This is a genomic window from Paraburkholderia sp. RL17-380-BIE-A (assembly GCF_046028085.1).
Classification (GTDB): Bacteria; Pseudomonadota; Gammaproteobacteria; order Burkholderiales; family Burkholderiaceae; genus Paraburkholderia.
In genome coordinates this window covers 485,023-510,072 of the sequence record NZ_JARESQ010000002.1, presented here as the reverse complement: position 1 = coordinate 510,072, position 25,050 = coordinate 485,023, and the positions used below count along the sequence as shown (strand labels likewise).

25 protein-coding genes and 2 pseudogenes are annotated in these 25,050 nt (G+C 60.5%); 13 read left to right on the top strand and 14 right to left on the bottom strand.

Going from position 1 to position 25,050, the window contains the following annotated elements; translation table 11 throughout:
* Nucleotides 1–43: 43 nt before the first annotated feature.
* From P0D68_RS05100 to phbB, 5 genes are all read left to right on the top strand, one after another.
* Nucleotides 44–1,834 (top strand): PHA/PHB synthase family protein, encoded by a 1,791-nt coding sequence (locus P0D68_RS05100; RefSeq protein ID WP_408295139.1) that lies wholly within the window; start codon nucleotides 44–46, stop codon nucleotides 1,832–1,834.
* On the top strand, nucleotides 1,803–3,248 hold the full coding sequence (locus P0D68_RS05095; RefSeq protein WP_408295136.1) for a bifunctional enoyl-CoA hydratase/phosphate acetyltransferase: 1,446 nt from the start codon (nucleotides 1,803–1,805) through the stop codon (nucleotides 3,246–3,248). Before P0D68_RS05100 ends, P0D68_RS05095 begins: the two co-directional genes overlap by 32 nt.
* Entirely contained in the window at nucleotides 3,245–4,435 is a 1,191-nt protein-coding gene (locus P0D68_RS05090) for an acetate/propionate family kinase (protein WP_408295133.1), read from the top strand. Before P0D68_RS05095 ends, P0D68_RS05090 begins: the two co-directional genes overlap by 4 nt.
* An 8-nt stretch (nucleotides 4,436–4,443) precedes the next feature.
* Nucleotides 4,444–5,205 (top strand): enoyl-ACP reductase FabI, encoded by a 762-nt coding sequence (gene fabI, locus P0D68_RS05085; RefSeq protein WP_408295232.1) that lies wholly within the window; start codon nucleotides 4,444–4,446, stop codon nucleotides 5,203–5,205.
* Between the two features lie 87 nt (nucleotides 5,206–5,292).
* Nucleotides 5,293–6,015 (top strand): acetoacetyl-CoA reductase, encoded by a 723-nt coding sequence (gene phbB, locus P0D68_RS05080; RefSeq protein ID WP_408295130.1) that lies wholly within the window; start codon nucleotides 5,293–5,295, stop codon nucleotides 6,013–6,015.
* Nucleotides 6,016–6,114: 99 nt separating this feature from the next.
* Here phbB and P0D68_RS05075 read toward each other — a convergent pair whose 3' ends face one another.
* Nucleotides 6,115–6,765, bottom strand: a complete 651-nt coding sequence (locus P0D68_RS05075) for a BON domain-containing protein (protein ID WP_408295127.1) — start codon at nucleotides 6,763–6,765, stop codon at nucleotides 6,115–6,117.
* Nucleotides 6,766–6,936: 171 nt separating this feature from the next.
* Complete coding sequence (locus P0D68_RS05070) at nucleotides 6,937–7,383, bottom strand: hypothetical protein (protein ID WP_408295124.1); 447 nt, start codon at nucleotides 7,381–7,383, stop codon at nucleotides 6,937–6,939.
* Nucleotides 7,384–7,578: 195 nt separating this feature from the next.
* Between P0D68_RS05070 and P0D68_RS05065 the strand changes: the two are divergent.
* The 3 genes and pseudogenes from P0D68_RS05065 to P0D68_RS05055 all read left to right on the top strand — a co-directional run.
* Nucleotides 7,579–7,722 (top strand): annotated as a pseudogene (locus P0D68_RS05065) (haloacid dehalogenase type II); the annotation flags it as partial.
* 111 nt (nucleotides 7,723–7,833) lie between these two features.
* Nucleotides 7,834–8,622, top strand: a complete 789-nt coding sequence (locus tag P0D68_RS05060) for an aldolase (RefSeq protein ID WP_408295121.1) — start codon at nucleotides 7,834–7,836, stop codon at nucleotides 8,620–8,622.
* A gap of 85 nt (nucleotides 8,623–8,707) precedes the next feature.
* On the top strand, nucleotides 8,708–9,250 hold the full coding sequence (locus P0D68_RS05055; RefSeq protein ID WP_408295118.1) for an SRPBCC family protein: 543 nt from the start codon (nucleotides 8,708–8,710) through the stop codon (nucleotides 9,248–9,250).
* 62 nt (nucleotides 9,251–9,312) lie between these two features.
* Here the strand turns inward: P0D68_RS05055 and P0D68_RS05050 are convergent, their stop codons facing one another.
* Nucleotides 9,313–9,846, bottom strand: a complete 534-nt coding sequence (locus tag P0D68_RS05050; protein WP_408468083.1) for a LuxR C-terminal-related transcriptional regulator — start codon at nucleotides 9,844–9,846, stop codon at nucleotides 9,313–9,315.
* Nucleotides 9,847–10,043: 197 nt separating this feature from the next.
* Between P0D68_RS05050 and P0D68_RS05045 the strand changes: the two genes are divergently transcribed.
* Nucleotides 10,044–10,664, top strand: coding sequence for an isochorismatase family protein (locus P0D68_RS05045; RefSeq protein WP_408295112.1), 621 nt, complete (start codon nucleotides 10,044–10,046; stop codon nucleotides 10,662–10,664).
* A gap of 224 nt (nucleotides 10,665–10,888) precedes the next feature.
* The gene (locus P0D68_RS05040) at nucleotides 10,889–12,223 is read left to right on the top strand and encodes an MFS transporter (RefSeq protein WP_408295109.1); all 1,335 of its coding nucleotides are present in this window, start codon (nucleotides 10,889–10,891) and stop codon (nucleotides 12,221–12,223) included.
* A gap of 37 nt (nucleotides 12,224–12,260) precedes the next feature.
* On the opposite strand, the gene dhaK is transcribed toward P0D68_RS05040, so the two are convergent.
* From dhaK to P0D68_RS04995, 9 genes are all read right to left on the bottom strand, one after another.
* Nucleotides 12,261–13,250 carry a dihydroxyacetone kinase subunit DhaK gene (dhaK, locus tag P0D68_RS05035; RefSeq protein ID WP_408295106.1) on the bottom strand — a complete coding sequence of 330 codons (990 nt, stop codon included), beginning with the start codon at nucleotides 13,248–13,250 and terminating at the stop codon, nucleotides 12,261–12,263.
* A 14-nt stretch (nucleotides 13,251–13,264) separates the two neighbouring features.
* Nucleotides 13,265–13,903 carry a dihydroxyacetone kinase subunit DhaL gene (gene dhaL / locus P0D68_RS05030; protein ID WP_408295103.1) on the bottom strand — a complete coding sequence of 213 codons (639 nt, stop codon included), beginning with the start codon at nucleotides 13,901–13,903 and terminating at the stop codon, nucleotides 13,265–13,267.
* Nucleotides 13,900–14,946: an ABC transporter ATP-binding protein gene (locus P0D68_RS05025; RefSeq protein WP_408295100.1), complete on the bottom strand. Its 1,047-nt coding sequence runs from the start codon at nucleotides 14,944–14,946 to the stop codon at nucleotides 13,900–13,902. Before P0D68_RS05025 ends, dhaL begins: the two co-directional genes overlap by 4 nt.
* A complete protein-coding gene (locus P0D68_RS05020; protein ID WP_408187928.1) occupies nucleotides 14,939–16,042 on the bottom strand; it encodes an ABC transporter ATP-binding protein in 1,104 nt (367 codons plus the stop codon). The genes P0D68_RS05025 and P0D68_RS05020 overlap by 8 nt, the downstream gene beginning before the upstream one ends.
* A 3-nt stretch (nucleotides 16,043–16,045) precedes the next feature.
* Nucleotides 16,046–16,240, bottom strand: a complete 195-nt coding sequence (locus P0D68_RS05015; RefSeq protein WP_408295097.1) for a hypothetical protein — start codon at nucleotides 16,238–16,240, stop codon at nucleotides 16,046–16,048.
* A complete protein-coding gene (locus tag P0D68_RS05010) occupies nucleotides 16,237–17,190 on the bottom strand; it encodes a carbohydrate ABC transporter permease (RefSeq protein WP_408187926.1) in 954 nt (317 codons plus the stop codon). Before P0D68_RS05010 ends, P0D68_RS05015 begins: the two co-directional genes overlap by 4 nt.
* Nucleotides 17,187–18,143 (bottom strand): carbohydrate ABC transporter permease, encoded by a 957-nt coding sequence (locus P0D68_RS05005; RefSeq protein ID WP_091805880.1) that lies wholly within the window; start codon nucleotides 18,141–18,143, stop codon nucleotides 17,187–17,189. The genes P0D68_RS05010 and P0D68_RS05005 overlap by 4 nt, the downstream gene beginning before the upstream one ends.
* 74 nt (nucleotides 18,144–18,217) lie before the next feature.
* Nucleotides 18,218–19,546: an ABC transporter substrate-binding protein gene (locus tag P0D68_RS05000; RefSeq protein WP_091805878.1), complete on the bottom strand. Its 1,329-nt coding sequence runs from the start codon at nucleotides 19,544–19,546 to the stop codon at nucleotides 18,218–18,220.
* A gap of 113 nt (nucleotides 19,547–19,659) precedes the next feature.
* Nucleotides 19,660–20,679, bottom strand: coding sequence for a LacI family DNA-binding transcriptional regulator (locus tag P0D68_RS04995; RefSeq protein WP_408295092.1), 1,020 nt, complete (start codon nucleotides 20,677–20,679; stop codon nucleotides 19,660–19,662).
* 358 nt (nucleotides 20,680–21,037) lie between these two features.
* Between P0D68_RS04995 and P0D68_RS04990 the strand changes: the two genes are divergently transcribed.
* The gene (locus P0D68_RS04990) at nucleotides 21,038–21,676 is read left to right on the top strand and encodes a dihydrofolate reductase family protein (protein ID WP_408295089.1); all 639 of its coding nucleotides are present in this window, start codon (nucleotides 21,038–21,040) and stop codon (nucleotides 21,674–21,676) included.
* A gap of 89 nt (nucleotides 21,677–21,765) precedes the next feature.
* Here P0D68_RS04990 and P0D68_RS04985 read toward each other — a convergent pair whose 3' ends face one another.
* Together P0D68_RS04985 and P0D68_RS04980 are read right to left on the bottom strand one after the other, a co-directional pair.
* Nucleotides 21,766–22,551 carry a 1,6-dihydroxycyclohexa-2,4-diene-1-carboxylate dehydrogenase gene (locus P0D68_RS04985; protein ID WP_091809066.1) on the bottom strand — a complete coding sequence of 262 codons (786 nt, stop codon included), beginning with the start codon at nucleotides 22,549–22,551 and terminating at the stop codon, nucleotides 21,766–21,768.
* A 130-nt stretch (nucleotides 22,552–22,681) separates the two neighbouring features.
* A complete protein-coding gene (locus P0D68_RS04980) occupies nucleotides 22,682–24,019 on the bottom strand; it encodes an MFS transporter (protein WP_408295086.1) in 1,338 nt (445 codons plus the stop codon).
* Between the two features lie 149 nt (nucleotides 24,020–24,168).
* Between P0D68_RS04980 and P0D68_RS04975 the strand changes: the two are divergent.
* Both P0D68_RS04975 and P0D68_RS04970 read left to right on the top strand, forming a co-directional pair.
* Nucleotides 24,169–24,401 (top strand): annotated as a pseudogene (locus tag P0D68_RS04975) (site-specific integrase); the annotation flags it as partial.
* A gap of 34 nt (nucleotides 24,402–24,435) precedes the next feature.
* Nucleotides 24,436–25,005: a GNAT family N-acetyltransferase gene (locus tag P0D68_RS04970; RefSeq protein WP_408295083.1), complete on the top strand. Its 570-nt coding sequence runs from the start codon at nucleotides 24,436–24,438 to the stop codon at nucleotides 25,003–25,005.
* Nucleotides 25,006–25,050 lie beyond the last annotated feature (45 nt).

Genomic DNA, 25,050 nt, shown 5'->3' with positions numbered 1-25,050 from the left:
CGGCCATGTCGCCGTGCGCACAGGGCAATCAAAAGGAATTCAGATGGACACTCGCTCCAGGTTGGCTCCCGCAGGCAATCACACACTGCCCGACAGATCCGCCGCCTCCGCTTCAGCCGCGCCCTTCCGGGAACTGGATCACGCCAAAGAGGCGATGATCGCGCGATTGACGGCGGGCCTGTCGCCGGCCGCGTTGGGCGCGGCATTCTCCGACTGGCTTATCCATCTCGCGGCGGCACCCGGCAAGCAACTGGAACTCGCGTCGCTTTGGGTATTGAACACACGGCGTCTCGCCGACTATTGCGCCCATGTCTCTTCCGGCGCATACGCTCCCTTGCCGGCGGAGCCGTCGCCGAAAGACGACCGCTTTCGTGCCGACGTGTGGCAGACCGAACCCTACCGGCTGTGGCAACAGACATTCCTGCTCGCCGAGCAGTGGTGGAATGCCGCAACGCGCGAAGTGCCCGGTACCACGCGTCACCATGAAGACGTCGTGTCGTTCGTCGCGCGACAGTTGCTCGATATGCTGGCGCCTACCAACTTTCCGCTCACCAACCCGGAGGTATTCCAGCGCGCTATGTCGACAGCGGGCCTGAGCCTGGTTCAAGGTGCGGGCAACGCACTCGAAGACGCCACACGCCAGGCGAGCGGCATGCCGCCTGCCGGACTGGAGCAGTTCAAGGTGGGCGTCAATCTGGCCGTCACGCCGGGCAAGGTCGTGTTTCGCAATCACCTGATCGAACTGATTCAGTACAGCCCCACGACTGACGAGGTGATCGCCGAACCTGTGCTGATCGTCCCCGCCTGGATCATGAAGTACTACATCCTGGACCTGTCGCCGCAAAACTCGCTGATCCGTTATCTGGTCGGACAGGGACACACCGTATTCTGCATTTCGTGGCGCAACGTCGACGCCGACGACCGCGACCTCAGTCTCGAGGATTACCGGCAACTCGGTGTCATGGCCGCGCTCGACACCGTCTCGAAGATCGTCCCGGATCACAAGATCCACGCAACCGGCTATTGCCTCGGCGGCACGCTGCTGTCGATTGCTGCGGCAGCAATGGCCGGCTCGGGCGATCATCGGCTGGCATCGGTCACGCTGTTCGCGGCGCAAACGGATTTCACCGAGCCGGGCGAGTTGCAGCTCTTCATCGACGACAGCGAAGTCTATTTCCTCGAAAGCATGATGTGGTCGCAAGGCTATCTCGATGCCAGGCAAATGGCCGGTGCGTTCCAGCTCCTGCAATCGAACGACCTGATCTGGTCGCGCATCGTGCATGACTACCTGCTGGGCGAGCGCGCCCCGATGATCGATCTGATGGCCTGGAACGCGGACGCCACCCGCATGCCGTACCGGATGCACTCGGAATATCTGCGTCAACTTTTCCTCGACAACGACCTCGCCTCCGGCCGATATCAGGTCGACGCGCGCCCGATCTCGATTCGCAACATCCGGGCGCCGATGTTCGTGGTGGGCACCGAACGCGATCACATCGCGCCGTGGCGATCGGTCTACAAGATTCACGATCTTGCCGACACGGCAATCACCTTCGTGCTGACGAGCGGCGGTCATAACGCCGGGATTGTCAGCGAACCGGGCCACCCGCACCGGCAATTCAGAATCAAGGAGACCGCCGCCGACGATCTGCTCGTGAGCCCCGACGAATGGACGGCCGCCGCCGCCCAACAGGAAGGCTCGTGGTGGCCCGTCTGGTCCGACTGGCTCAAGGCCCGATCGAGTCCCGAGCGGGTCGCGCCGCCGGCCATCGGCACCGAGCCGGGCGCGCACGCGCTTGCGGATGCGCCAGGCACCTACGTTTTCCAGAACTGAGGGGGCACTCGTGAACGATCTTCAGTTGCATAACCGGACCTTCGACGAACTGGCGATTGGTGAATCCGCCTCGCTCGAGCGGACAGCGGGGCAGCTCGACATCGATCTGTTCGCCGCCGTGTCGGGCGACGTCAATCCCGCGCACACCGACGCGACCTTCGCGTCGAGCGACATGTTCGGCCATATCGTCGTGCACGGCATGTGGACCGGCGCGCTGATCTCCGCGCTGCTCGGCACCCGGCTGCCGGGCCCTGGCACCATCTATCTGGATCAGGACCTGCAGTTTCGCCATCCGGTCACGCCGGGCGACACGATCACCGCCACGGTGACGGTAAAGGAAAAGCGCCCCGACAAGCGGATCGTGCTGCTCGACACGCGCTGCACGAACCAGAAGGGCGACATTGTCCTGCTCGGCACGGCCACGGTGATTGCGCCGTCTGCCCCGATTGTCTGGCATCCCTCCCCGCAGCCTGAAGTGTCCGTGCGCCGGCACGACCGTTACGAGGCGTTCATTCGTGAAGCGCGCACCCATACCGCACTGCGCACGGCCGTCGTGCACCCGTGTTCACCGGACGTCATTCAGGCAGTCCTTGAGGCGCGTGACGCAGGCTTGCTCGATCCCCTACTCATCGGACCCGAAGCGAAGATCCGCGCCGCCGCCGAGGCCGCCAACGTGAGTCTCGACGGCATCACGATCGAAGCGGTGGCGCATAGTCACGCAGCCGCCGCGCGCGCCGTCGAGTTGGGCGCAGCCGGCAAGGTTGCCGCATTGATGAAAGGCAGCCTGCATACCGATGAACTGCTCTCGGCGGTCGTCGCCGCCGGATCGGGCCTGCGGACCGGCCGACGGATCAGCCATGTCTATGCCATGGACATCCCCGCTTACTCCAAGCCGTTGATCGTTACCGACGCGGCGGTCAATATCTCGCCGACCCTCGCGCAAAAGCGCGATATCTGTCAGAACGCGATCGACCTGCTGCATGTTCTGGGCGTCGAGCAGCCGCGGGTCGCCGTGCTCGCCGCAGTTGAAACGGTCAATCCGGCGATGCCGACCACGCTCGACGCGGCGGCCCTCACGGTGATGGCCGCACGCGGCCAGATAACCGGTGCGCTTGTAGACGGCCCGCTCGCCTTTGACAACGCGATCAGCCTTGCCGCGGCGCAGACGAAAGGGGTTCACTCGCCGGTGGCCGGTCAGTCGGACATCCTGCTGGTTCCGGATCTCGAGGCGGGCAATATGCTGGCGAAACAGCTAGTCTATTTCGCGGGTGCCGACGCCGCAGGGCTCATTGTCGGCGCGCGACTGCCGATCATCCTGACGAGCCGCGCCGATAGCCTGCGGGTGCGCCTCGCATCGGTCGCGCTGGCGAGGCTCGTCGCCGATAGCGGCCTTGGCGATCTGCTCGAATCATGAACGCCCCACTTCTCCTCACATTCAATCCCGGCTCTTCGACGGTCAAGATCGGGTTGTTCCGCGTGGTCGCCGGTGAAGCCGTGAGAATCGGCCAGGGCATGATCGACTTCCGGCACCAACCGTTGCAGTTGCATCTCGTGAACGACGGCAAGACGACGGACATCGCACTGCAATCCGCCGTCACCGACGATCTGCACGACGTGCTCGACGAAACGCTCGGCTGGTTCGCCACGCACTTTTCGCTCGACGATCTCGTTTCAGTCGGTCATCGCGTCGTGCATGGCGGCGATCGCTTCGCCGGTCCCGTCGCCATTACAGACGAAACGCTGGAGGCCATTACCGCGCTAGTCCCGCTTGCGCCGTTGCATCAGCCGCAGAGCGTCCGGTTGATCAAAGCGATTCGGCACCTGCGGCCTCATCTGCTGCAGGCCGCGTCGTTCGACACGGCATTTCATCGCACGCAGACGGCTCTCGTCCAACGTTTCGCGATTCCACGCGGACTCTTCGACAAGGGCATCAAGCGCTACGGCTTTCACGGGCTGTCATATCAATTCATTCGCGGTCAGCTCGAACTTCAGTTCCCGCCACTCGCACGCGGCAAGGTCATCGCCGCGCACCTGGGCAGCGGCGCAAGCCTGTGCGCATTCGAGGCCGGCGCAAGTCGCGATTCGAGCATGGGTTTCTCGACACTCGACGGCATTCCCATGGCGACGCGATGTGGTGCGCTCGACGCCGGCGTCGTGCTTCACCTGCTCGAACAGGGTCTCAGCGTCAGCGAGGTCGAGCATATGCTGTATGAGCAGTCCGGCCTGCTCGGTGTTTCCGGCATCAGTGCGGACAGCCGCGAGCTGCAGGCAAGCCACCGCCCGGAAGCCCGCGAAGCGCTCGATCTGTTCGCTTTTCGTATTGCGGGCGAGGTCGCGCGGCTTGCCACCACACTCGGCGGCCTGGACAGTCTGGTCTTCACAGCCGGGATCGGCGAGCATCAACCCGAAGTGCGACTTGCCGTATGCGAGCGCCTCGCGTGGCTGGGCGTCGAACTCGATCGCGATGCGAACGACAGCAATGCGCGTGTGATCAGCAGCGCCCGCAGCCAGATCACGGTCCTCGTGCTGCCGACCGATGAAGAGCAGATCATCGCCAACGAGGCTATTGCGGTACTGCATCGCGAGGCAATGAAATCATGAATTCCATCATCGATCTTTCCGGCAAGCGGGGGCTGGTTGTCGGCATCGCGAACGAGCACAGCATCGCCACCGGCTGCGCGAAGCTGTTTCGAGCAGCCGGTGCGGAACTGGCGGTCACTTATCTGAACGACAAGGCCGAACCGTTCGTCCGCCCGGTTGCCGAGGCGATTCATTCTTCTCTCGTCATGCCATGCGACGTACGCATTGCGGGCCAATTGGAAGCCGTCTTCGAACGGATCACGAAAGAGTGGGGACGGCTCGACTTCGTGCTCCATTCAATCGCCTTCGCCCCCGCCGACGACCTGCACGCGAGCCTCGTCGACTGTTCGGCCGAAGGTTTCGCACTCGCGATGGACGTGTCGTGCCATTCGTTTATCCGCATGACGAGACTTGCGCTCCCATTAATGCCCGATGGCGGCAGCCTGATGACCGTGAGCTTTTTGGGCGCCGAGCGCGCGGTCGATCATTACAACGTGATGGGGCCCGTCAAGGCCGCGCTCGAATCGAGCGTGCGCTATCTTGCGGTCGAACTGGCGGAGCGTCGTGTCCACGTCCATGCCATTTCAGCCGGCGCGGTCAAAACGCGCGCCGCGTCCGGCATCGACCATTTCGACGCATTGCTCGACGACGTCCGCACGCATACGCCCGCGCAGCATCTCGTCACGATCGACGAGATCGGCCGGATTGCGGCCGTGCTAGCGAGCGAGGCGGGCATGACGCTGACCGGATCCACTATTTACGCCGACGCGGGCTTTCATGTCACCGCGTGAGCCGATCGAGCCCGTAAACGGTGCTCATCCAGATCATGGGCCTCACACGGCTCTCACTACATACAAGCTTTCCAAAAGGAGCATGCGATGACAAGAACGGCACTGATTACCGGCGGAGTAAGTGGAATCGGCGCGGCAACCGCGCGACAGTTGAAGAGCGCCGGCTATTCGGTGATTGCCAACTACTTCGGAAACGATGCCGAAGCCGATGCGTTTTATAAGGAAACGGGCATTCCCGTGTTCGGCTGGAACGTGGCCGACTTTGATGACACTCAGCAAGCGATTGCCAAGGTCGTCGCGCAATCGGGGCCGATCGACGTGCTCGTGAACAATGCCGGCATCACCCGTGACAGCACGCTGCACAAAATGACGCTGGAGCAATGGCGCAGTGTGATCGACGTGGATCTGGGCGGCTGTTTCAATACATGCCGGGCCGTCATAGAAAGCATGCGTGAGCGCCGCTTTGGACGGATCGTGAATATCAGTTCTGTTAATGCGCTTTCCGGGCAATTCGGCCAGACGAACTATGCCGCCGCCAAAGCAGGGCTTATCGGTTTCACCAAGTCGCTCGCGCTCGAAGGCGCATCGCGCGGCATCACCGCTAACGTGATTGCCCCAGGCTATACCGATACGGGCATGGTGCATGGTGTGCCGGATGACATTCTCAAAGCGATTGTCAGCGGCGTGCCCGCGGGACGACTGGCAACGTCGGATGAAATCGCGCGCGGCGTCCTCTTCCTTGTTGCCGATGACGCTGCTTTCATCAACGGCGCCACGCTGTCGATCAACGGTGGCAAATATATGGCGTGAGAGTTGCGATGCTGTCGCATTGGCAGGACAACTGCCGCTGCGGACGCATCGCCGGATCTCCTTCTCCGCGATGCGCCCGCTTCGTTGCAAACGGTATGGCTATCCGATCGTCAATTCGTCGTTGACTGCGTGCACGCCGGGTGCCGCCCACGCCGCTCCGCGCGCGATCGATCGCTCCGCATAGGAGCCGACCTTTCCGGTCAGCGTGACCGTGCCGTCACTCACGCTGACGCCGATGCGATTCGCTTCGCGCTCGACATGCCGAACGAGCGCTTTGCGGATACTGTCAGCAATATCGTCACCCGCCGGATTCTCGTGCACAGCGATGAGATTCGAAACCCCCGTCACACCACGCATAGGGTTGATCATGCGCGTGGCGAGATGACGCTGATAGGCCCGCTCGAGCTTGCCTCGCAATGTTACCCATCCATTGTCGACCTGAACCTGCACGTGGACATCCGATACGCCCACGGTCCACTTCAGGATCGACCGGACAGCGTTCGCAATGTCCCCGTCCGTTCTTTCATCTCCGTGCGGCAGGCGGATATCCATTCTGACCGTCACCGCTTTCACGCCCGCCACGCGTTTTGCCGCCTTCTCGGCGGCCAGCTTTTCCGCATAGCTCGTGGGATGGCCGGACAGCGTGACAACCCGGTCTTTCACCTCGACGTCGATGTCAGCTAGCGACACCGCAGGATCCCACGCCAACTCGTCTGCAACTTCTGCCTCCAACTGCTTGTCCGTTTTCATTGCGCTCTCCTGTCAGTTCCATGTGCTCATCTGCCACTTGCAATTCATGATGCCGCTCGCAATGGTTCGCCGCCTTCGAAGGGTGGGATAGCAGGCTCCTCACGCCACGTTTGAATGGACATACGGCCCGCGTCCTGGAGATCCAGCCGCGCGCATTACCATGACACTTCTCTAGCGCCGTTGAGCATGCCGGTAGCGGGCATGCATGGCGCGAAACCCCAACGTCAACGCAAGCGCTGCACCTACCGCCATCAGCGACAAAAGGGATACGTAGCCGATCAACTGCGTGAATTCGTCCGTGCGATCCTGCCCGATCGATGTGATGTACGCGCGCGTGTTATCCGTCGCGTCGGTCGACGTCGTTCGATACAGGAAGAAAGATCGGCAGATATCGTCGTCCGGCTGCCTTGCCGGCAACAGTGAACCGGCCGCAACGCTGCGCACCCCGGCACACTCGGGCGCCGCCATGCCGGCCATGACCGCCGTGTCCAGCGGATGGTCATAGACAGAACCCGTCCAAGTTACGGCGACCGCGAGCAGTGCACTCAAGGCGACGAACTGAAACGACCGGATCCACCGTCGATGCCGGGTGCGTTCAGGTTCAAGCGCGTAGTTCATCGGACCCTCCGGCGCTTCGTCGCGAAGCGCTACTCAACTTAGGGTAGCTTTCGAAGCCGCTGCTCCAGTTGAGGTACATCAATCCGTGACTAGAGCGCGTCGGCGTCCGGATGAGCGTTCTGCGGCCTATCGTTGAATCAACGAGCCGCAGTGAGCACCTATGCACACTTGAACCCGTTTTTTTGCGAGCGCATCATGTCACTTCAGAACACCAGCCGCCCACAATGGCTCACTTTCGACTGCTACGGTACATTGATTCAATGGGGTAAAGGCCTGCGGGCCGCCGTCGGCGAAATGCTCCGGCGCAAGCACGGCAGCCACGTCGACCCGGCAAGACTAACGGGGCGTTCATTGCTGCCCGACTACACGCGGGACGCAACGCTCGCGACACTCGATCAGGTGCCGACACTGTTCACTACACCCGGTTGGTAAATTTCAGGGGCAACAATCATGGCGCATACACTCTTATCCACCGGCTCCGCGGCGGCGTCACGCAACGTGCGACTCGATGCAGACGCGGTGATGCAGGCCCGTATCGAACTGGCCGCCTGTTTTCAGCTCGCCGCGCGGCATGGCCTGGAGGAAGGGATTTGCAATCACTTCTCGGCCGTTGTGCCAGGCCACGATGATCTGTTTTTCGTGAATCCGTATGGCTACGCGTTCGCCGAAATCACCGCGTCGCGACTGCTGGTTTGCGATTTCGACGGACATGTTGTCGACGGTGAGGGCAAGCCTGAAGCGACTGCGTTCTATATTCATGCGCGGGTACACCGGTTGATGCCACGCGTGAAGGCTGCGTTTCACACGCATATGCCGAATGCCACTGCGCTGTGTCTGCTGGAGGGTCCGCCGCTGCTATGGCTTGGGCAAACGGCATTGAAGTTTTACGGCCGCACGGCCGTCGATGAGCAGTACAACGGCCTGGCACTGGACGACTCGGAAGGCGACCGGATCGCCGCCGCGATGGGCGAGGCCGACATCCTGTTCCTCAAGAATCACGGTGTGATGGTGGCGGGGGCGAGCATCGCGGAAGCATGGGACGACCTGTACTACCTGGAGCGCGCCGCAGAGGTGCAGCTCAAAGCGATGGGCTCCAATCAGGCACTCAAGCCCGTGCCGCATGATGTCGCGCAGCGCGCTTACGAGCAAATGCGTCTTGGCGATAGAGAAAGCGCTCGCGCGCACCTCGACAGCGGTATGCGGGAACTACGCAGGTACGGAATTGCGTTCGACAAGTAAGTCCTGCTCCACGAAACAGCAGCAGGTTGATCTGCCGCTCCGCAGTAGAATAAATGTCTCTCGTGCGCGTCGAATACAGAGCGCTATGAAAACCCGTACACGGTTCGCCACGGCGATACTGGCTGTGGCCGTCGTCATCGCGTTGCTCGTCGTCCCACTGCCTCGGCAGGTTGGGTTCGACACGCATATCGTGACGGTTGCGTCGATTCAGCGCCCTCCCAACGTCGTGTTCGACTTCGTCACGACCCCGGCTCACTGGCCGGACTGGCATCCGTCATCGCTCGCGGTCAGCGGCTCGGCCGACCATTCGCTCCATCCGGGCGAGCAGGTGACGGAGGACTTCCGTGTAGCGGGCAGGCGCGGCCGCGTCGTATGGACAGTCATTGCGCGGGAGCCTCCGGGCATGTGGACGATAGAAGGGAAGATCGACGGCAGACCGGCAGGCACTGTCACCTATTCGCTGACATCGAGCGGAAGCGGAACCCGCTTCCAACGTGAATTCACGTATCGCGCGCCTTCGTTGTGGTTCGCGATTCTTAACTGGCTCGTGCTGCGCGCGCGGATTCAACTGGAGTCCGACACGGCGGTTTCGCAGCTAAAGCGCCTTCTGGAAGCAGCGCAGCATTAGCCGACTCGCTCGGCCGGTGTGGCGGCTTGCGGTTTCGCGGCCAGCGTCGATCGGCGGATACGCTAGGCAAGCAGTGTTTTAACCAGCGCGTTTGTCGAGGGCGCGTCGAACTTCTTCAACAACTTCCCACGAAAGACCTCCACGGTGCGAGGACTGATTCCCAACGCGATTCCGATCTCCTTCGCGGTCTGGTTCTGGATCAGCAGTGCCGCCACATCGCGCTCGCGCCTGGTCATTGAATTCTTGGCGTCCGCAATCAGCTTGTTGGCGGAACTTGCACCGCCCGACAGGCTCGTTGCGACACCCATCTCCGAGAAGAACCACAGCGCCTCGCGATACGGGTCGTCCCGGTGTTCACTGACACCCGTCACGTTGACCCAGAAAAGTTCGCCGTCGACACGCTGCATGGCGCGCGGCTCCGCGATGCGGCCGAACTTCTTCAGCGCCGGAATCACGCGTGCCCCGAACCGTTCGAACGCTACCTGATTGGGGTAAAGCATTCGGACTGACTGCCCTATCAGGGTCTCGCTCGTGGCGCGAAACATATCCATGAATTGCAGGTTGCAAGCGAATATCACACGTTGACGCGTGACCATTAGCGCGACCGGTACGTGCCTGAAAACCTGTTCATAGTCGATCGGACCAGACGCGGGCGCGGCAGCCGGCATGCCTTTCATACGACCTCCCACGGTAAGGGTGACTCCGTACGTAACCGATACGTATTGTTGTACGTATCTTGCACTCCTAGACTTCTACGTGCAATGAAAATTAACCCGTTGAATTGGAGGAAAAAATGGACGACTACAAAAATCGCTCGTACGGAGCGGTCGAGATTGGTATGAAGGGTAAGGTCGGGATCGTCGTGGTGGACTATCAACTGGCTTTTACCGAGTCGAAATACCCGCTTGGTGGCGCGCCGCTCGTCATGCGCGGACTGGAAAATACGGCGCGTCTTCTGAAGGTGGCTCGCGCGCACGACGTGCCCATCGCGACATGTTTCACTGCTTACAAGACCGAGCGTGATATGCCGCACTGGAAAATCGCCGCTGTCCGCGATCAATTCAGGCTTGACCATCCGAGTTCCGAATTGGACCCGCGCATCTACGATAAGGAATACGACGTAGTGGTTTGCAAGTTCGGACCGTCGATTTTCTTCCAGACGCCGGTGGTGCCGTATTTCAACAGGGAAGGCGTTGAGACAGTCATCATCACGGGCTGCAATACGAGCGGATGTATTCGCGCATCCACGATCGACAGCTTCCAATGGGGCTTCCGCACCATCGTTCCGGAAGACTGTGTGGGCGATATCGAGGAGGGCCCGCACCGCGACAATCTGCGCGACGTCGGCCGACGATATGCGGACGTGTCGAGCGCCGACGAAGTGATTGCGTATATCAAACAGTCGACGAGATAACGCACGGCAAACAATGGCCGGTATCGGCTTGTGCAAGGACGGCACGCTTATCCGAGGCGTCCGTCCGTCAGCACACCGGACTGGCGAACTACTCGACTCAGCGCGTTCAACTCGACGGTCGCCTCTGCGGACCTGAAAGAACCCGTACGTCCCGCTCCGCTCCTTATCCGCATAGTGTCCAGCTCGGATGGTCGGCGCGCGCTCAATTTCCCATGGAGTTTCCCATGATTCACGCACGCACTCTCGACGGCACTCTCGTACCGGATGAAGTCGAGCACAGCATGAGAAGAATTGCCGTCGCGAGTGTCATTGGCACGACCGTCGAATGGTACGACCTGTTCGTCTTCGCGACTGCTTCGGCCCTCGTGTTCAACAAGGTGTTTTTCCCGAGTTTTGTGCCGTTGATCGGCACCTTGCTTGCGTTCGGCACGTTTGCCTCGGCGTATCTGGCGCGTATTGTCGGCGCGGCGCTGTTTGGCCATTTCGGCGACCGGTTGGGACGCAAGTCGATGCTGCTCGTGTCACTGGTGATCATGGGCATGGCCACGTTTTGCATCGGGCTCCTTCCCTCCTACGCGTCGATCGGCATCTGGGCGCCGCTTCTGCTGCTCACGCTGCGCATCGTGCAAGGCCTCGCGCTCGGCGGCGAATGGGGCGGCGCAGTGTTGATGGCAGTCGAACATGCGCCCGCAAACAAGCGCGGGCTTTACGGTTCGTGGGTACAAATCGGCGTGCCGGCAGGTACGTTGATCGCCAACCTCGTGTTTCTGCTGAGCAGTTCCCTGCTGCCCAACGCCGCGCTGCTTGAATGGGGATGGCGTCTGCCTTTTCTGGTCAGCGTATTGCTGGTCGCCGTCGGTCTTTACGTTCGCTTGAACACGTCGGAAACGCCGTCGTTTCGTAAGATCAGAGACACTGACGACCAGCTCAAGGTGCCGTTGGCCGAGCTGCTGGGCAAACACTGGAAACAGGTGCTGCTGGGTGGCATCGCCACCATGTCGACCGGCACGTCGTTCAACCTGATCGTTGCGTTTGGACTGACCTATGGTACGCAGACACTTGGTTTTTCACGCAATGCGATGCTATCCATTGCGCTCATCGCCTGCGCGCTTTGCATTGTGCTGTTGCCCGCGTTTGGACGGCTTTCCGATGTGATTGGGCGCAAGCCTGTGATCGTCGGTGGAATCGTCGCCGAGGCATTGCTCGCATTTCCGCTCTTCTGGCTGCTCGACACGCGCGAGTTTTCCTTCGCGTTGCTCGGATATCTGCTAATGATGACCGCTTTCGCGGCCAACTATGGGCCGATCGCCACGTTTCTCGCGGAACTGTTCGGCGCTCAGATCCGGTATTCCGGCCTGTCAGTCAGCTACATGCTGTCCGGACTGTTGGGCAGCGCCGCGACGCCGATCGTCACGACAGCACTGCTGTCGGCAACCGGAAAAGGTTCGTCGGTTGCCTGGTTCATGGTCGGGTCGGCGGTCATTTCGGTTGCCGCGCTGCTGCTGATTGCGGAAACGCGGAGGAGGGATGCGCGTACGGCCACCTCGCTCAGCTTCTGATCCACCACGTCGGCGCGTTTCTCACAGCCAACGCGCCCTACATGCCCCAACGCAACGACGGTGTATGCACCGGGCTATCCCAGTGGCGCGTCATTTCGTCGTCCAGCACACATAATGTGATCGACGCGCCCGCCATCTCCAGCGAAGTCGTCAGTGCGCCCACCTGGGCCCGGCCGATCTTCAGGTCGCGTTGCTGGAGCCATGCTCGCGTCGAATTGAATAGCAGGTAAAGTTCGCCAAGCGGTGTTCCACCCAGGCCGTTGACGAGTACCAGCAATTCAGCTCCGGCCTGGGGCTTGAGGTCATCGACGATCGCCTTGAGCAGCTCTCCCGCAATCGCATCGGCCCCCGCGAACCGCGCCCGGCGCCGGCCCGGCTCGCCATGAATGCCGACGCCGACTTCGATCTCGTCGTCGCCGATCTTGAACGTCAGGGTGCCGGCCGCCGGCACGGTGCAACTGGTGAAAGCGACGCCCATGGACGCCGTGCGCTTGTTGATCCGGTCGCCAAATGCCTTGCACTGTTCAAGGTCTGCGCCGCTTTCCGCCATACTGCCAACCAGCTTCTCCACTATCACCGCACCCGCGACCCCGCGCCGCCCAGTGGTATAACTCGAGTTCTCTACGGCCACATCGTCGTTGATCAGCACCATCGCGTTCGGGACCTCCGTCATCTCGGACGCCATTTCGAAATTCATCAGATCACCGGAGTAATTTTTCACGATGAACAGTACCCCGACCCCGGTATCGACGGCGGCGGCCGCAGCCATCATCTGGTCCGGTGTGGGCGACGTGAAGATCTGGCCCGGACAGGCGGCGTCGAGCATCCCGTAGCCGACAAAGCCTGAATGCAGCGGTTCATGTCCCGAGCCGCCTCCCGATATCAGGCCCACTTTGCCAGGCTTCAGTGTCTTGCGCCTCACGAACACGGGTTCGTTGTTGAGCACGACCAGGTCGCTATGCGCGGCGGCAAATCCCGCCAGGCTTTCGGCAAGGAAATCGTCCACATGGTTGATGAATTTTTTCATGGTCTGGCCTCCATTCACGGTTGATTTCGCGCGAGGTGCGCGCACACCGCCGCAATCATGATCTGACTGGAACGCGCGCCGGGATCAATATGACCACGCGAGCGTTCGCCCAGAAACGATGCACGCCCTTTGGTCGCGAGCATGTCGCGGGTGGCGAGCATGTTCTCTTCAGCCACCCGTGGCAACGTATCGAGCACCGTCTGCCGCAAATTGGGCGCCCCGGTGCCGGCCAGCTCGCTAAAGCGCGCTGCGACCGGAATCAATACGTCCATCATCGTCTTACTGCCGACTCCCGTCTTGCCCCGCTGCCCGACCGCATCGACGCCGGCGGAATAGATACGCGCAAAACCCGCAACGTCCAGGGGATTGTTCGCGGCGGCTTTAGACATCCCGCTCAGCAAGGAAAAGAACAGCGGCCCGGATGATCCGCCGACCGTCGACAGCACCTTGCTCGCCGCCCGTTCCAGCGCGACCCCGAAGGTTTCCGCTTCGATGTCCGCGCGCATTGCAAGCAATGCCTCCATGCCGCGCAGCAGGTTAAAGATGTGATCGCCATCGCCGATCTGCTGGTCGAGTAAGGCTATTTCGTCCGAGTGTTCTTTCAGCGCTGCGTATGCGGCGTCGATACACTCCATGACCGTTTTGCCGTTCATGTCGGGATCCTCCTGCCGTCTGCACGGAAATATAAGAGGCTGCGAGCGGGCAACGACACCCGCACCGACTGCCCGGGGCTGAAGTTGCGTTCGGCCATTGTGGTCGCCACTACCGAAGTTCCAGCGCGATCCAGAATCAGCAGATGACGCAACGGTGAGTATTCGAGCACCTTCAGGTCCAATGCGCCGCGTGCCTGATTTGTGCCGGGTGCATCACGTGCGTCGCCATCGTGCAGCACCACGTCTTCAGGACGAATCGCCACGGTCGCGGTGCCGGCCGGCACCGCTGCTGAATCGAACAGCGTGGGCGGCAGTAGATTGATCGGCGGCGAGCCGAGCCGTTGCGCCGCGCTCAATGAGGCCGGATTACCGTAGACGTCGCGCGGCGTGCCGAGTTGTACCAGTCGGCCGTGTTCAAGAATGCCGATGCGGTCGGCTAGCGTGGTGGCTTCCACCTGGTCATGCGTGACGTAGAGAATGGTCGCGCCAATCGTACGATGGAGCCGCTTCAGCTCGATGCGCAATTCCTCGCGCAGTTTTGCATCGAGCGATGACAGCGGTTCGTCCATCAGAAACACTTTCGGCTCGCGCACGAGCGCACGCCCGATCGCAACGCGCTGCATCTCGCCGCCCGACAAATGCGTCGCCATGTTGTCGAGCTTCGCTTCCATATGCAGCATCTTAGCAACCGCCTGCACGCGCGCGCGGACCTGTTCCTCGCTGCTGCGACGACGTGGCGAACGCAGTGGAAACGCCAGATTGCCGAATACGGTCAGATGCGGATACAACGAGTATTGCTGAAAGATAAACGCGACATCGCGATCGGATGGATGCACGCCGGTGGCGACCGCGCCGTCGATCAGCACGTCGCCGGCATCGGGACGTTCCAGTCCCGCGATCAGGCGCAGCGTTGTGGTTTTGCCCGCGCCGCTCGGTCCGAGCAGCACGACGAATTCGCCGTCTTTCACGTCGATCGACAGGTCGTCCACCGCTACGATGTTGCCGAAGCGCTTCGATACATTGCGTAGCTGGATTTCAGCCATGACCCTCTCCGCTGACAGAAAGCGTGGCAGCAGCGCCCGGCAGCAGGCGCTCAGTAGCGGCGTCATACAGCAGCGTGCGTTCTTTCCGAAATGACAGACCGATGGTCGTGCCCGCGGCAACACCATCGTCTTTGCTTGCCCGCACACGCACGACGCCCAACGCAGTTTCAACCACCAATATCTGGTGCGAACCGAGATACTCGTCGGCGATCACCTGACCGCGCAGCGGACCGCGCTCGTCGATCATGATGTGCTCCGGTCTGATTCCCAGCAACACGCGCGCGGCCGCCGCATCGCAACGTGGTACGGAGACCGCTGCGCCATGCAGACTCACCTGCTCCTGGCCCGCGATAACCGCTCCGTCGACCGGCAAGAAATTCATGGGTGGGCTGCCGATGAAGTTGCCGACGAACACAGTGGCGGGAAAATGATAGATCTCGTGAGGCGAGCCCGCCTGCAACACCTCGCCCTGATTCATCACCACAATATCGTCCGCCATGGCCATCGCCTCACTCTGATCATGTGTGACGTACACCGTAGTGGCGGTGAGCGCGTTGTGCAGTTTGCGCAACTCCAGGCACATCAGTTCACGAAAGTCCGCATCGAGCGTGCCGAGCGGTTCGTCCATCAGGAATGCTTTCGGTTGCCGCACGATCGCGCGGCCGAGCGCCACGCGTTGCCGGTCGCCACCGGACAGGCCGCCCGTCTTGCGATCGAGAATGCTCTCGATGCGCAGCATATGCGCCGCTGCATCGACGCGGGCAGCAATCTCGCTGCGCGACACGTGTTCGTTCTTTAGCGGAAACGCGATGTTGTTGCGCACTGTCATATGCGGATACAACGCGAACATCTGGAACACGAAGGCAATATCGCGTTGACGCGCGCGCAACGCAGTCACGTCCTCACCATCGATCAGGATCTGCCCGGACGTCGGCAGCTCCAGACCCGCAATCATCCGCAGCGTTGTGGTTTTTCCGCAGCCTGATGGTCCGAGCAGCACGACAAAGCGTCCCGCGCCGATGATCAGACTGGTGTCGCGCACCGCGACAAAATCGTCGAAGCGCTTGTGGAGATGAGCGAGAACGATCGTGGACATGATTCAGTCAGGGAAATGGCTGGTAACGACGAACGCGAGCGCACCCACCAGGATGACCGGAAACGACCAGGTGAAAAGAGCCAACGAAAACGGTTGCACGAGCATTGCCATACCTAAGCCAATCAGTACTGTCGACGCACCCTCGCTGTACCTGCGACGTAACAGCCAACGGTGCGGTGGAATGAATTCGCGTTTCATTTGCGCACGGCTCCGAAGGTGATGCCCCGCAACAGATGCTTGCGCAGCAGAACGGTGAAGAAGAGAATCGGCAGCACGAACAATGTGGTTGCAGCGGCAACGGCCGGCCAGTCCTGCCCGCCCTCACCGATAATGAATGGAATGAACGGCGGCATGGTCTGCGCATCGCCGCTTGTCAGCAGCGAAGCAAATGCGTATTCGTTCCATGCAAAGATCAGGCAGAAGATCGCCGTGGCGGCAATGCCCGTCATCGCTTGCGGTAGCACCACCTTCATGAAGGCCTGCAAACGTGTGTAGCCGTCCACCAGCGCGGCCTCCTCATACTCGCGCGGAATCTCATCCATGAAACCTTTGAGCAGCCATACCGCGAGCGAGACATTCACCGCCGTGTACAGCACAATCATGCCGACATAGCTGTCGCTCAAGCCCAGCGCGCGATACATCAGGTAGATCGGAATGGCGACTGCAATGGGCGGCATCATGCGTGTAGAGAGAATGAAGAACAGCAAATCGTCGGAAAGCGGCACCTTGAAGCGCGAAAACGCGTATGCCGCCAGCGTGCCGAGAAATACCGCAAGAAACGTCGAACCGAATCCAATCACAAGCGAATTCACGAAGCGCGGCAAAACCTTCGAAGGTCCGGCGATCACCATGTTGCGCTTGCGCACCTCACGCTCATACCATGTCTGCGCAGGCGGCAGGCTTGCAATGAACTCAGGCGTCTGCCGCGAGCGGATCGTGAACAGGTTCACATAGCCTTCCATGGAAGGCTGAAACAGCACGACGGGCGGATACGCTATCGCATCTTCCTGCGTCTTGAAGCTCGTCAGGAAAATCCAGACCATCGGCAACGAGGCAGCCAGCGCGTACGTGATAACAACCGCCGCCGCGAAGCGCTTGGCTCGCGGCGATGACGCCACCACGGAATGTTGTGTCGTAGTCGGTCTCATCGCTGTTTGATCCGGTTAAGTGCCTTCACGTAGATATTCGCCGCACCGAATACCGTCACGAACAGGATGATGGCGAGCGCCGACGAATAACCTGTCTGCCACTTTTCGAACGCGGCACGCTTGAGCGTGATCGATACCGTTTCAGTCACCGAACCTGGACCGCCGGATGTCAGCAGGTTCACCATATCGAACATCTTGAAGTTTTCAATGCCGCGAAACAGCACCGCCAGCATCAGGAACGGCATGGTCATGGGCAACGTGATCGACCAGAACTGTCGCCACGGCGTTGCGCGATCCACTTCCGCTGCTTCGTAGATATAGTCGGGAATTGAGCGCAGGCCCGCCAGGCAGATGAGCATGACGTAAGGTGTCCACATCCACGTATCGACCATCACAATGGTCCAAGGTGCGAGCGATACGTCACCGATCATCTGGAACGATCCCGGCGCGATGCCGGTGAAGAAGCTGACGATATCGTTGAAAAGCCCTGTCTGCGGTTGCAGCAGGAACGTCCAGAAGTTGCCCACAACTGCGGGCGATAGCATCATCGGCAGCAGGATTAGCGTGGTCCAGAAGCTATGTCCGCGGAACTGCCGGTTGATCAGCAGGGCAAGACCGAAACCCAGCAATACCTCCAGCCCGACCGACCAGAAAACGAAACGCGCGGTCACCTGCATCGCGTACCAGATATCTTCGTCGTTCAGGATGTCGATGTAATTTCCGATACCGACAAAACGCGCCGGTACGCTCGGCATGTTCGACTTGAAGTTGGTGAACGACAGTCGAAGCGCCCAGAGCAAAGGGAAGATATTGATCGCAAGCAGCAGCAGAACGGTCGGAAGAATGAAGATCCACGCGATCGCCCGATCCGACAGCCCGCTTAGCCGTTTCGAAATGCGCATTGGCGCACCCGCTTCGAGACGCGTGGAAGAAAAAGGCTTGTCTGCGAACATGCCTGACTCCTTTAAGCGGACCGGAGACAGGCTGCTCAGCCCTCACCGGTCCAGTCAAGTCCAGCTAAACGCTATTACTTTCCCTCTTCCTTAAAGACCTTGTTCCAGTCTTTCACCAGCAGATCCAACGCCTCTTTAGCTGTGCCCTTGTCGGCTACGACGTAGTCGTGCACGCGTTTTTGCATGTCGAGCAACAGTTCGGCATAAGCGGGCTCCGCCCAGAAGTCTTTGACGATCGCCATTGACTTCAGGAACGCGGGTGCGAATGGCGCGCTCTTCGGAAAGTCCGGCGCATCGACCACCGATTTAGCCGCCGAATAGCCGCCGAGTTGCCACCATTTCTTCTGTACGTCCGGTTGCGCAAACCACTTGATGTATTCGAGCGCGTCTTCCTTATGGTCCGAGTACGAGACGACTGAGATGCCCTGCCCGCCCAGTTGCGTGTATTGCTTCACCTCACGTGGATTCACGAAGAAGCCGATCTTGTCGCCGCCGACGTTCGGGTCTTTGTAAAGCCCTGGAAAGAACGCGAACCAGTTCATCTGCATCGCCACCTGGCCCGATTTGAACGCGTCGAGTCCTTCCTGCATGTAGGCGTTGGTCATGCCCGGAGCCGTGCAACACTTATAGAGCGCCTTGTAGTATTCGAGCCCTTTCACCGCGCCTGGCGAGTTCACGAACCCGTCGAGGTGATAGGGCTTCTTCGGATCCTGATACTCAAAGCCGAAGTTGTACAAGGCGTTGGTCACGCCCATCGTGATCCCCTCGGATCCACGCTCGGTGAAGATATACACGCCGTAGACCGTCTTGCCGTCGATCTTGCGCCCCTGAAAGAACTCCGCGGTCTGCTTGAGTTCATCAAGCGTCGTGGGCGGCGCGAGTTCACGGTTGTATTTCTGCTTGAATTCCGCGCGCAGCTCCGGGCGCGCGAACCAGTCTTTACGGTAGGTCCATCCGACCGCGTCAGCCATCGCAGGCAAGGCCCAGTAGTTCGGCGTATTCTTTGGCCACTCGGAATATCCCACCACCGTGGCCGGCACGAAGTCGTCCATCGAAATCTTGTTCTTGGTGAAGAAGTCGTTGAGCTTCACGTAATGCCCATTGACCGCCGCGCCGCCAATCCACTGACTGTCCCCAATGATCAGATCGCACAGCTTGCCGTGCGAATTGAGTTCATTGATGAAGCGGTCGGCATAGCTGGTCCACGGCACGAACTCGAACTTCATCTTGATGCCGGTCTTGGCCGTGAAATCTTTCGACAGTTCGACCAGTGCATTGGCGGGATCCCAGGCCGCCCAGCAGAGTGTCAATTGCTTGCCCTGTGCGTGCGCGCCCGTTGCAATGCCGAGCCCCAGCGATATGAGGGTTGCCGCCACTACCCTCGCTGACGTTAGACGTAACATGTCTCTTCTCCTTGTCTTTCTCGGGTCTCCAACCTGATGACATTCAGCGCCCATGCGCCGGGCGCCGTATTTCGGCTCTGGCGGATCAGAAGTCGGTCCGCGTGTCGCGAGCGTCAGGCATGCGCATTCTCACGAAGATAAATCCGGGTTTCCGGCGTGGGGATGGCAAGCGCTCCCCGAACGTCGTTTAGAAAGTTAATGGCGGCGAGCCCCGCCCAATGAACGATGCCGCGGACGTCCTGATCCAGGATCACGTCGATCGCGCGTTCGGATAGTTGAGTGCGAGTTTCCGCGGTGCATTCGTGGCCGATCAGGACCAGGCGGGCCTTGTCGCCGGACTCCTGCAATGCCGCCGCGATGCCGGAGATGCCGCCGCCGGTCACGTAGACGCCGACGAGATCCGCATGGCGCGCGCGCAAACCCTGCACGGCAAGACCGGCACCGTCGTCGTCTTCCGCGAAATCCGGCTCGGCAACCCAGCGCAGGTTGCGGAAATCCTCTTCCAGCACCTGCGAGAATCCGGTGCGCCGCTCTACCTGATCATGCAGGCGGGACGATCCCGACAGTACGGCGACCGTGCCGAGCCGCATGCCCAGGAAGCGGCCCATCAGCAATCCTGCGGTGCGACCGGCAATCCGGTTGTCGACACCGACATACGCGGCGCGGCGGCTTGCAGGTAAATCGGAGAACACCGTGACGACCGGCACGTCGGCCTCGCTCATCTCTTCAATAAAACGCTCCACCCACGGATAGTCGAGCGGTGCGAGAACCAGTGCGTCGTAGTCGACCACCTGGGCGGCGAACGCAGCGGTGTCGCGCTGTGTGGAGAAGTCACAGCGATAGAACGAAGGGGTGATTCGATGTTCGCGAAAGAAACTGGCGGACAGCGCAATGTTGCGTTCGACGTGATCCAGAAAGCGCGAGTTGACTTGAGGCAGTGCGAACGCAACGCGAAATGAACCGACTTTTGCTGGACGGCCACGGCTTGCCCGCTCGTCGCGCAGATTGGCGAGCGCCAGATGGACACGCTCGGCGGTTTCCGGGCGCACGGCATGATCGTCGCGTAAGACGCGATCGACCGTGGCGACGCTTACGCCGGCACGACGCGCAATCATCGTACGAGTAGCCGGCATGGGTCTCCTCCGGTGCCGAGCGTAGAACGGTTTTGTTTACCGAAGGTAGTTTTTCCTCGAAAAAATGCAAGCTTTTTATCCAAGAAAAAAGCGTCATTGTTTTGCTGTGCGTAGTTATGCTTCGCATTGGGGGCTCCCAATGCGCAGCGGCAAGGGCGGCGAGCCCGAGGATAAAATCCGGTAGCGGACGCCTGCCCGCCTATGTGACGGTTGAACGGTGGTGTGAAAGAGAGGTTTGAAGTCATCGCTTACTGCGTCGCAAGCGGTGACTCCGAGGAAATTGAGGGGGAAGTTGGGGTGCACAAATTTCACATCATATTAAAGTTAGGACGACATCCGAACATGCGAGAGGAGAATCATGAGTAAAGTATTCGTCAACATTGGACTCAGCCTAGACGGCTACATGGCACCGGAAGGAATGACCATAGAGAATTGGGACAATCCTGAGTACAAGAACTGGGGCGCCAAGTGGGGCGCGCTGATGGCCTGGATCTTCAATCAACAGTACTTCCGCGAGAACCTCAAGCTTGGACCGGGGGGAGAGACCGGCCCGGTCAATGACCTGCTTCGCAGCACTACGGAGCGCATTGGCGCCAACATTATGGGCAAGCGAATGTTCGACCAGGGCGAGCGCGCCTGGCCGGAAGAAGCTCCGTTTCACACACCGGTTTACGTTCTGACCCATGAAAAACGCGAAGCCTGGGTGCGCCCGGGTGGGACGACCTTCTACTTCATCAATGACGGGCCGGAGCGTGCCCTTGAGCTCGCTCGGGAATCCGCAGGCAGTCGGGATATTCGTATTGCGGGCGGAGCCGATGTGATCCAGCAGTACCTGACCATGGACGTCATTGAAGAGCTCGAAATCGCCTTGTCGCCCGTATTGCTCGGCGGTGGGCGGCGTCTCTTCGAGAACCTGCGCGAGCCCGGGCCGCGGTTTCGCATTGACAAGGTTCTTGATGGTCCTGCTGCCACACACTTGCGCTATGTGCGTCTGTGAGGACGGGCTGATAGCTGGTTTCAGCGGACGGCGCGCTGCTGCAATGTTTCAGGATATAACGCAGCGACGCGCTGGGTCGAGCCTTCGCATTAGCCCTGGTCGCCGCCACCGACAGGCAGTACCGTACCCGTGATATACGACGCTTCATCTGAAGCCAGGAACAGAATCGCACTCACCTGCTCGTCGATTGTTCCGTAGCGATGCATCAGGCTGGACGCTATCGTCTGGTCGACGATACCTTGATACCACCCGGCCTCCCGGTCGCTTTGCCTTTCGGCATTGCGTGGTACTTTGCGCGGAGGCGCTTCAGTGCCACCGGTAGCGACAGCGTTCACGCGAATACGATCCTGCGCATGCTCGAATGCGAGACTCGCGGTCAATGCATTGACGCCCCCCTTGGATGCTGCATATGGCACACGATAAATGCTGCGCGTCGCGATCGACGATACATTGACGATGGCACCGCCCTGCTGCGCGATCATGGCTGGCAAGACGGCACGACAGCACCACAGCGTCGGAAAGAGCGAACGTCGAACTTCCGCCTCTATCTGTGCTTCCTCGTAGTGCTCGTACGGTTTGGCCCAGATGGTGCCTCCAACGTTGTTCACCAGAACGTCGATGCGCGCGTAGGTTTCAAGCGCTGCCTGCATCAACAGGCTTGCACCAGCGTAGGTTTCGAGGTCGGCAATGACAGTCAGGCACCGTGCACCCCGCGCGGTGATTTCCGCGGCGGTGTCATGCACCAGCTCCGAACGGTCGCACAGCACGATCGCAGCACCTTCTTCCGCGGCACCAAGGGCGACGCCGCGCCCGATACCCTGGGCCGCGCCGGTCACAACGACCACTTTGTTCTGAAATCGATGGTTCCTGGTCATGCCTGTCATGGTTGTCATGCAACGTCGTTTGTCGAGAACTTCTCGTAGTGGAAGCGTGCGTGAGTCACACCGATATCGCGCAGGCTATTTCCTCGGGCCGCTTCGGTAGCCCACGCGATCGGGAGGTGGATCAATGCGCTACTACAATATCGCTGTCGGTCACGCGCGCGGTCGTGCGAATCGCGATGACGCCAAGCATCGCTGCCGCAAGAGGTACGGCCAACGCCAGATAGAATCCGCCCGGGCCTCCGTGGGCAAGGACCGTACCGCCCACGGCGGAACCCGCGATTGCACCGACCCGCCCCATTCCGATTGCCCACCCGGTCGCCGTTGCACGCAGTGTCGTTGGATAGGCGCCCACCACCAGATAATTCAGCGCGATCTGCTGACCGCCGATACCAAGCCCTGCCGCGCCCGCAAGCGCAAAGACCAGGCCCCACGCAGTCCCGGCATAAGCAAGCCCGACGGAAATCGCAATGCCGAGTGCTAGCAGCGCCATCAGCAAACGGCGAGTGCTTACTCTGGGAAGCAGCATCGAGAGGGGAATGGCGCAGACGATGAACACGGCATTCACGATTACCGTACCCATCGGCGCTTGCGAAACTGGCAGGCCCGCGGCTTTCAGCACGGTAGGCAGCCACGACAGGAACATGAACCACGCAACCCAGTTGCACAGATAGACGGCCCAGATAGCAACCGTGTTGCGCGCATTGCCATTGCTGAACAGCGCGGTAACGCTGGCGCGGGCAGTCGTCTTCGGGGCCCGGAATGTCGCGTCGGCCGGCAACGCAACGCTCACGATGCGACGCAGTGTGTTGCGCACACGCTGCGCACTGTCGTTGCCTGACCGACTGACCAGATATTGCAGAGACTCCGGCAACGCAAAATACAGCACGACGAGGAGCAGCAGTGGCGCGCCTCCGCCGACGACGAACACACCCTGCCATCCGATCACGGGCATCAAGCGCGCAGCCAGCAGCCCTCCCAGCATCGCTCCGGCTGGCAGGCCCAGCAGAACACCTGTCATGATCGAGCCTCTGTGGCGCGCCGAGCCGTACTCTGCGGCAAGGGCGAGCAGAACCGGTGTACAGCCGCCCATGCCGAGGCCGGCGATAAATCGCAAAGCCAGAATCTGCACGGTGCTACTCGCGAACGCGGTGAGCAGCGACGCAACGCTGAATACAGCGACGCCAACGAGCAGCGCCGGACGGCGGCCGATCCTGTCGCCGATCAGACCCAATGTCATCGCGCCAATCGTCATGCCGAGCGTCCCGGCGATCAGGATGGGCGCAAGATCGCCCGGACGCAAACCGAACGTCGCGACAATCGCCGGGCCCGTAAAGGCGATGGCTTGCGTATCGAAACCGTCGAACACTGCGGTTGCAAAGCAAAGAAGGAAGATGCCCCACTGATAGAGCCGAAGCGGCTCGCGATCAATGAGCGATGCGATGTCGAGAGGCTTGTTCAAGATGTCTCCGTGCGTGCGCGACAGCGTCGCTTTTGTTTTATATCGGTCGGTAACGGGACTCAGGTTATGCGAACCGGCACTAATCCGCCAATACCGATTGGGACTGCCTCCATACCGTCAGCGCATGAAGGTGCTGGCGATCCAGCAGCCTGATGAGCAGGATGCATCCCGTTCGTGTGCCCCGCACGTTGCCCGCCATCCTGAGTCAGGAGGCGGTGCGGCGGCTCATCGCAGCAGTCGGGAAGCTGAAGCAGCAGACCGCACTGCAGCTCGCCTATGGCGCCGGATTGCGCGCGAGCGATGAGTTGGCGCTGAAGGCAGCGACACCGACAGCCAGCAGATGACCCTGCGCCTCGAACAGAGCAATTGCCGCAAGGACCGCTCCTCCGTATCCCACGGGAATTTATAATTCAGCCATGACCTTCGATACTTCAGACCGTGGCATCGCAACGTCCCGGCTAACATTGGTGCCCGCGAGAGATGAGTTCGGTGGCATCTTGCGCGACTTTTATCTCGACAATCGTTCGCATCTTCAACCTTGGGAGCCCCTTAGGTCCGATAGCTTTTTCGACTTGAGCGAGATTCATCGCAGGCTTCAGTCGATGGAGGCGAACTCTGCTTCAGGAAATGCGTTGCACCTGTTTCTATTCCTGGACGAAACAGGCGAATTGGTTGGCGAATGCAACTTTACAAACATCGCACGAGGCCCGTTCCAGGCGTGTCACCTCGGCTTCTCTCTCGGCAGGCGATTTGAAGGAAAGGGGCTGATGTACGAGGCCTTAGCGGCAGCGATTCCATACGTTTTCGCCAATCTCGGGTTACATCGCGTAATGGCGAATTACCGTCCGGAGAATGTGCGCAGCGGCCGGTTACTCCAACGCCTGGGTTTTGAGCGCGAAGGCTTGGCTCGATCGTATTTGAAAATCAACGGAGTTTGGACGGACCATGTTCTTACGTCCGTTATCAATGAAGCAGCGGAGAACTAGCCTGTGAATCGTCGCGGACGAGAGCGCTTGCACAGGCCGCGGCAG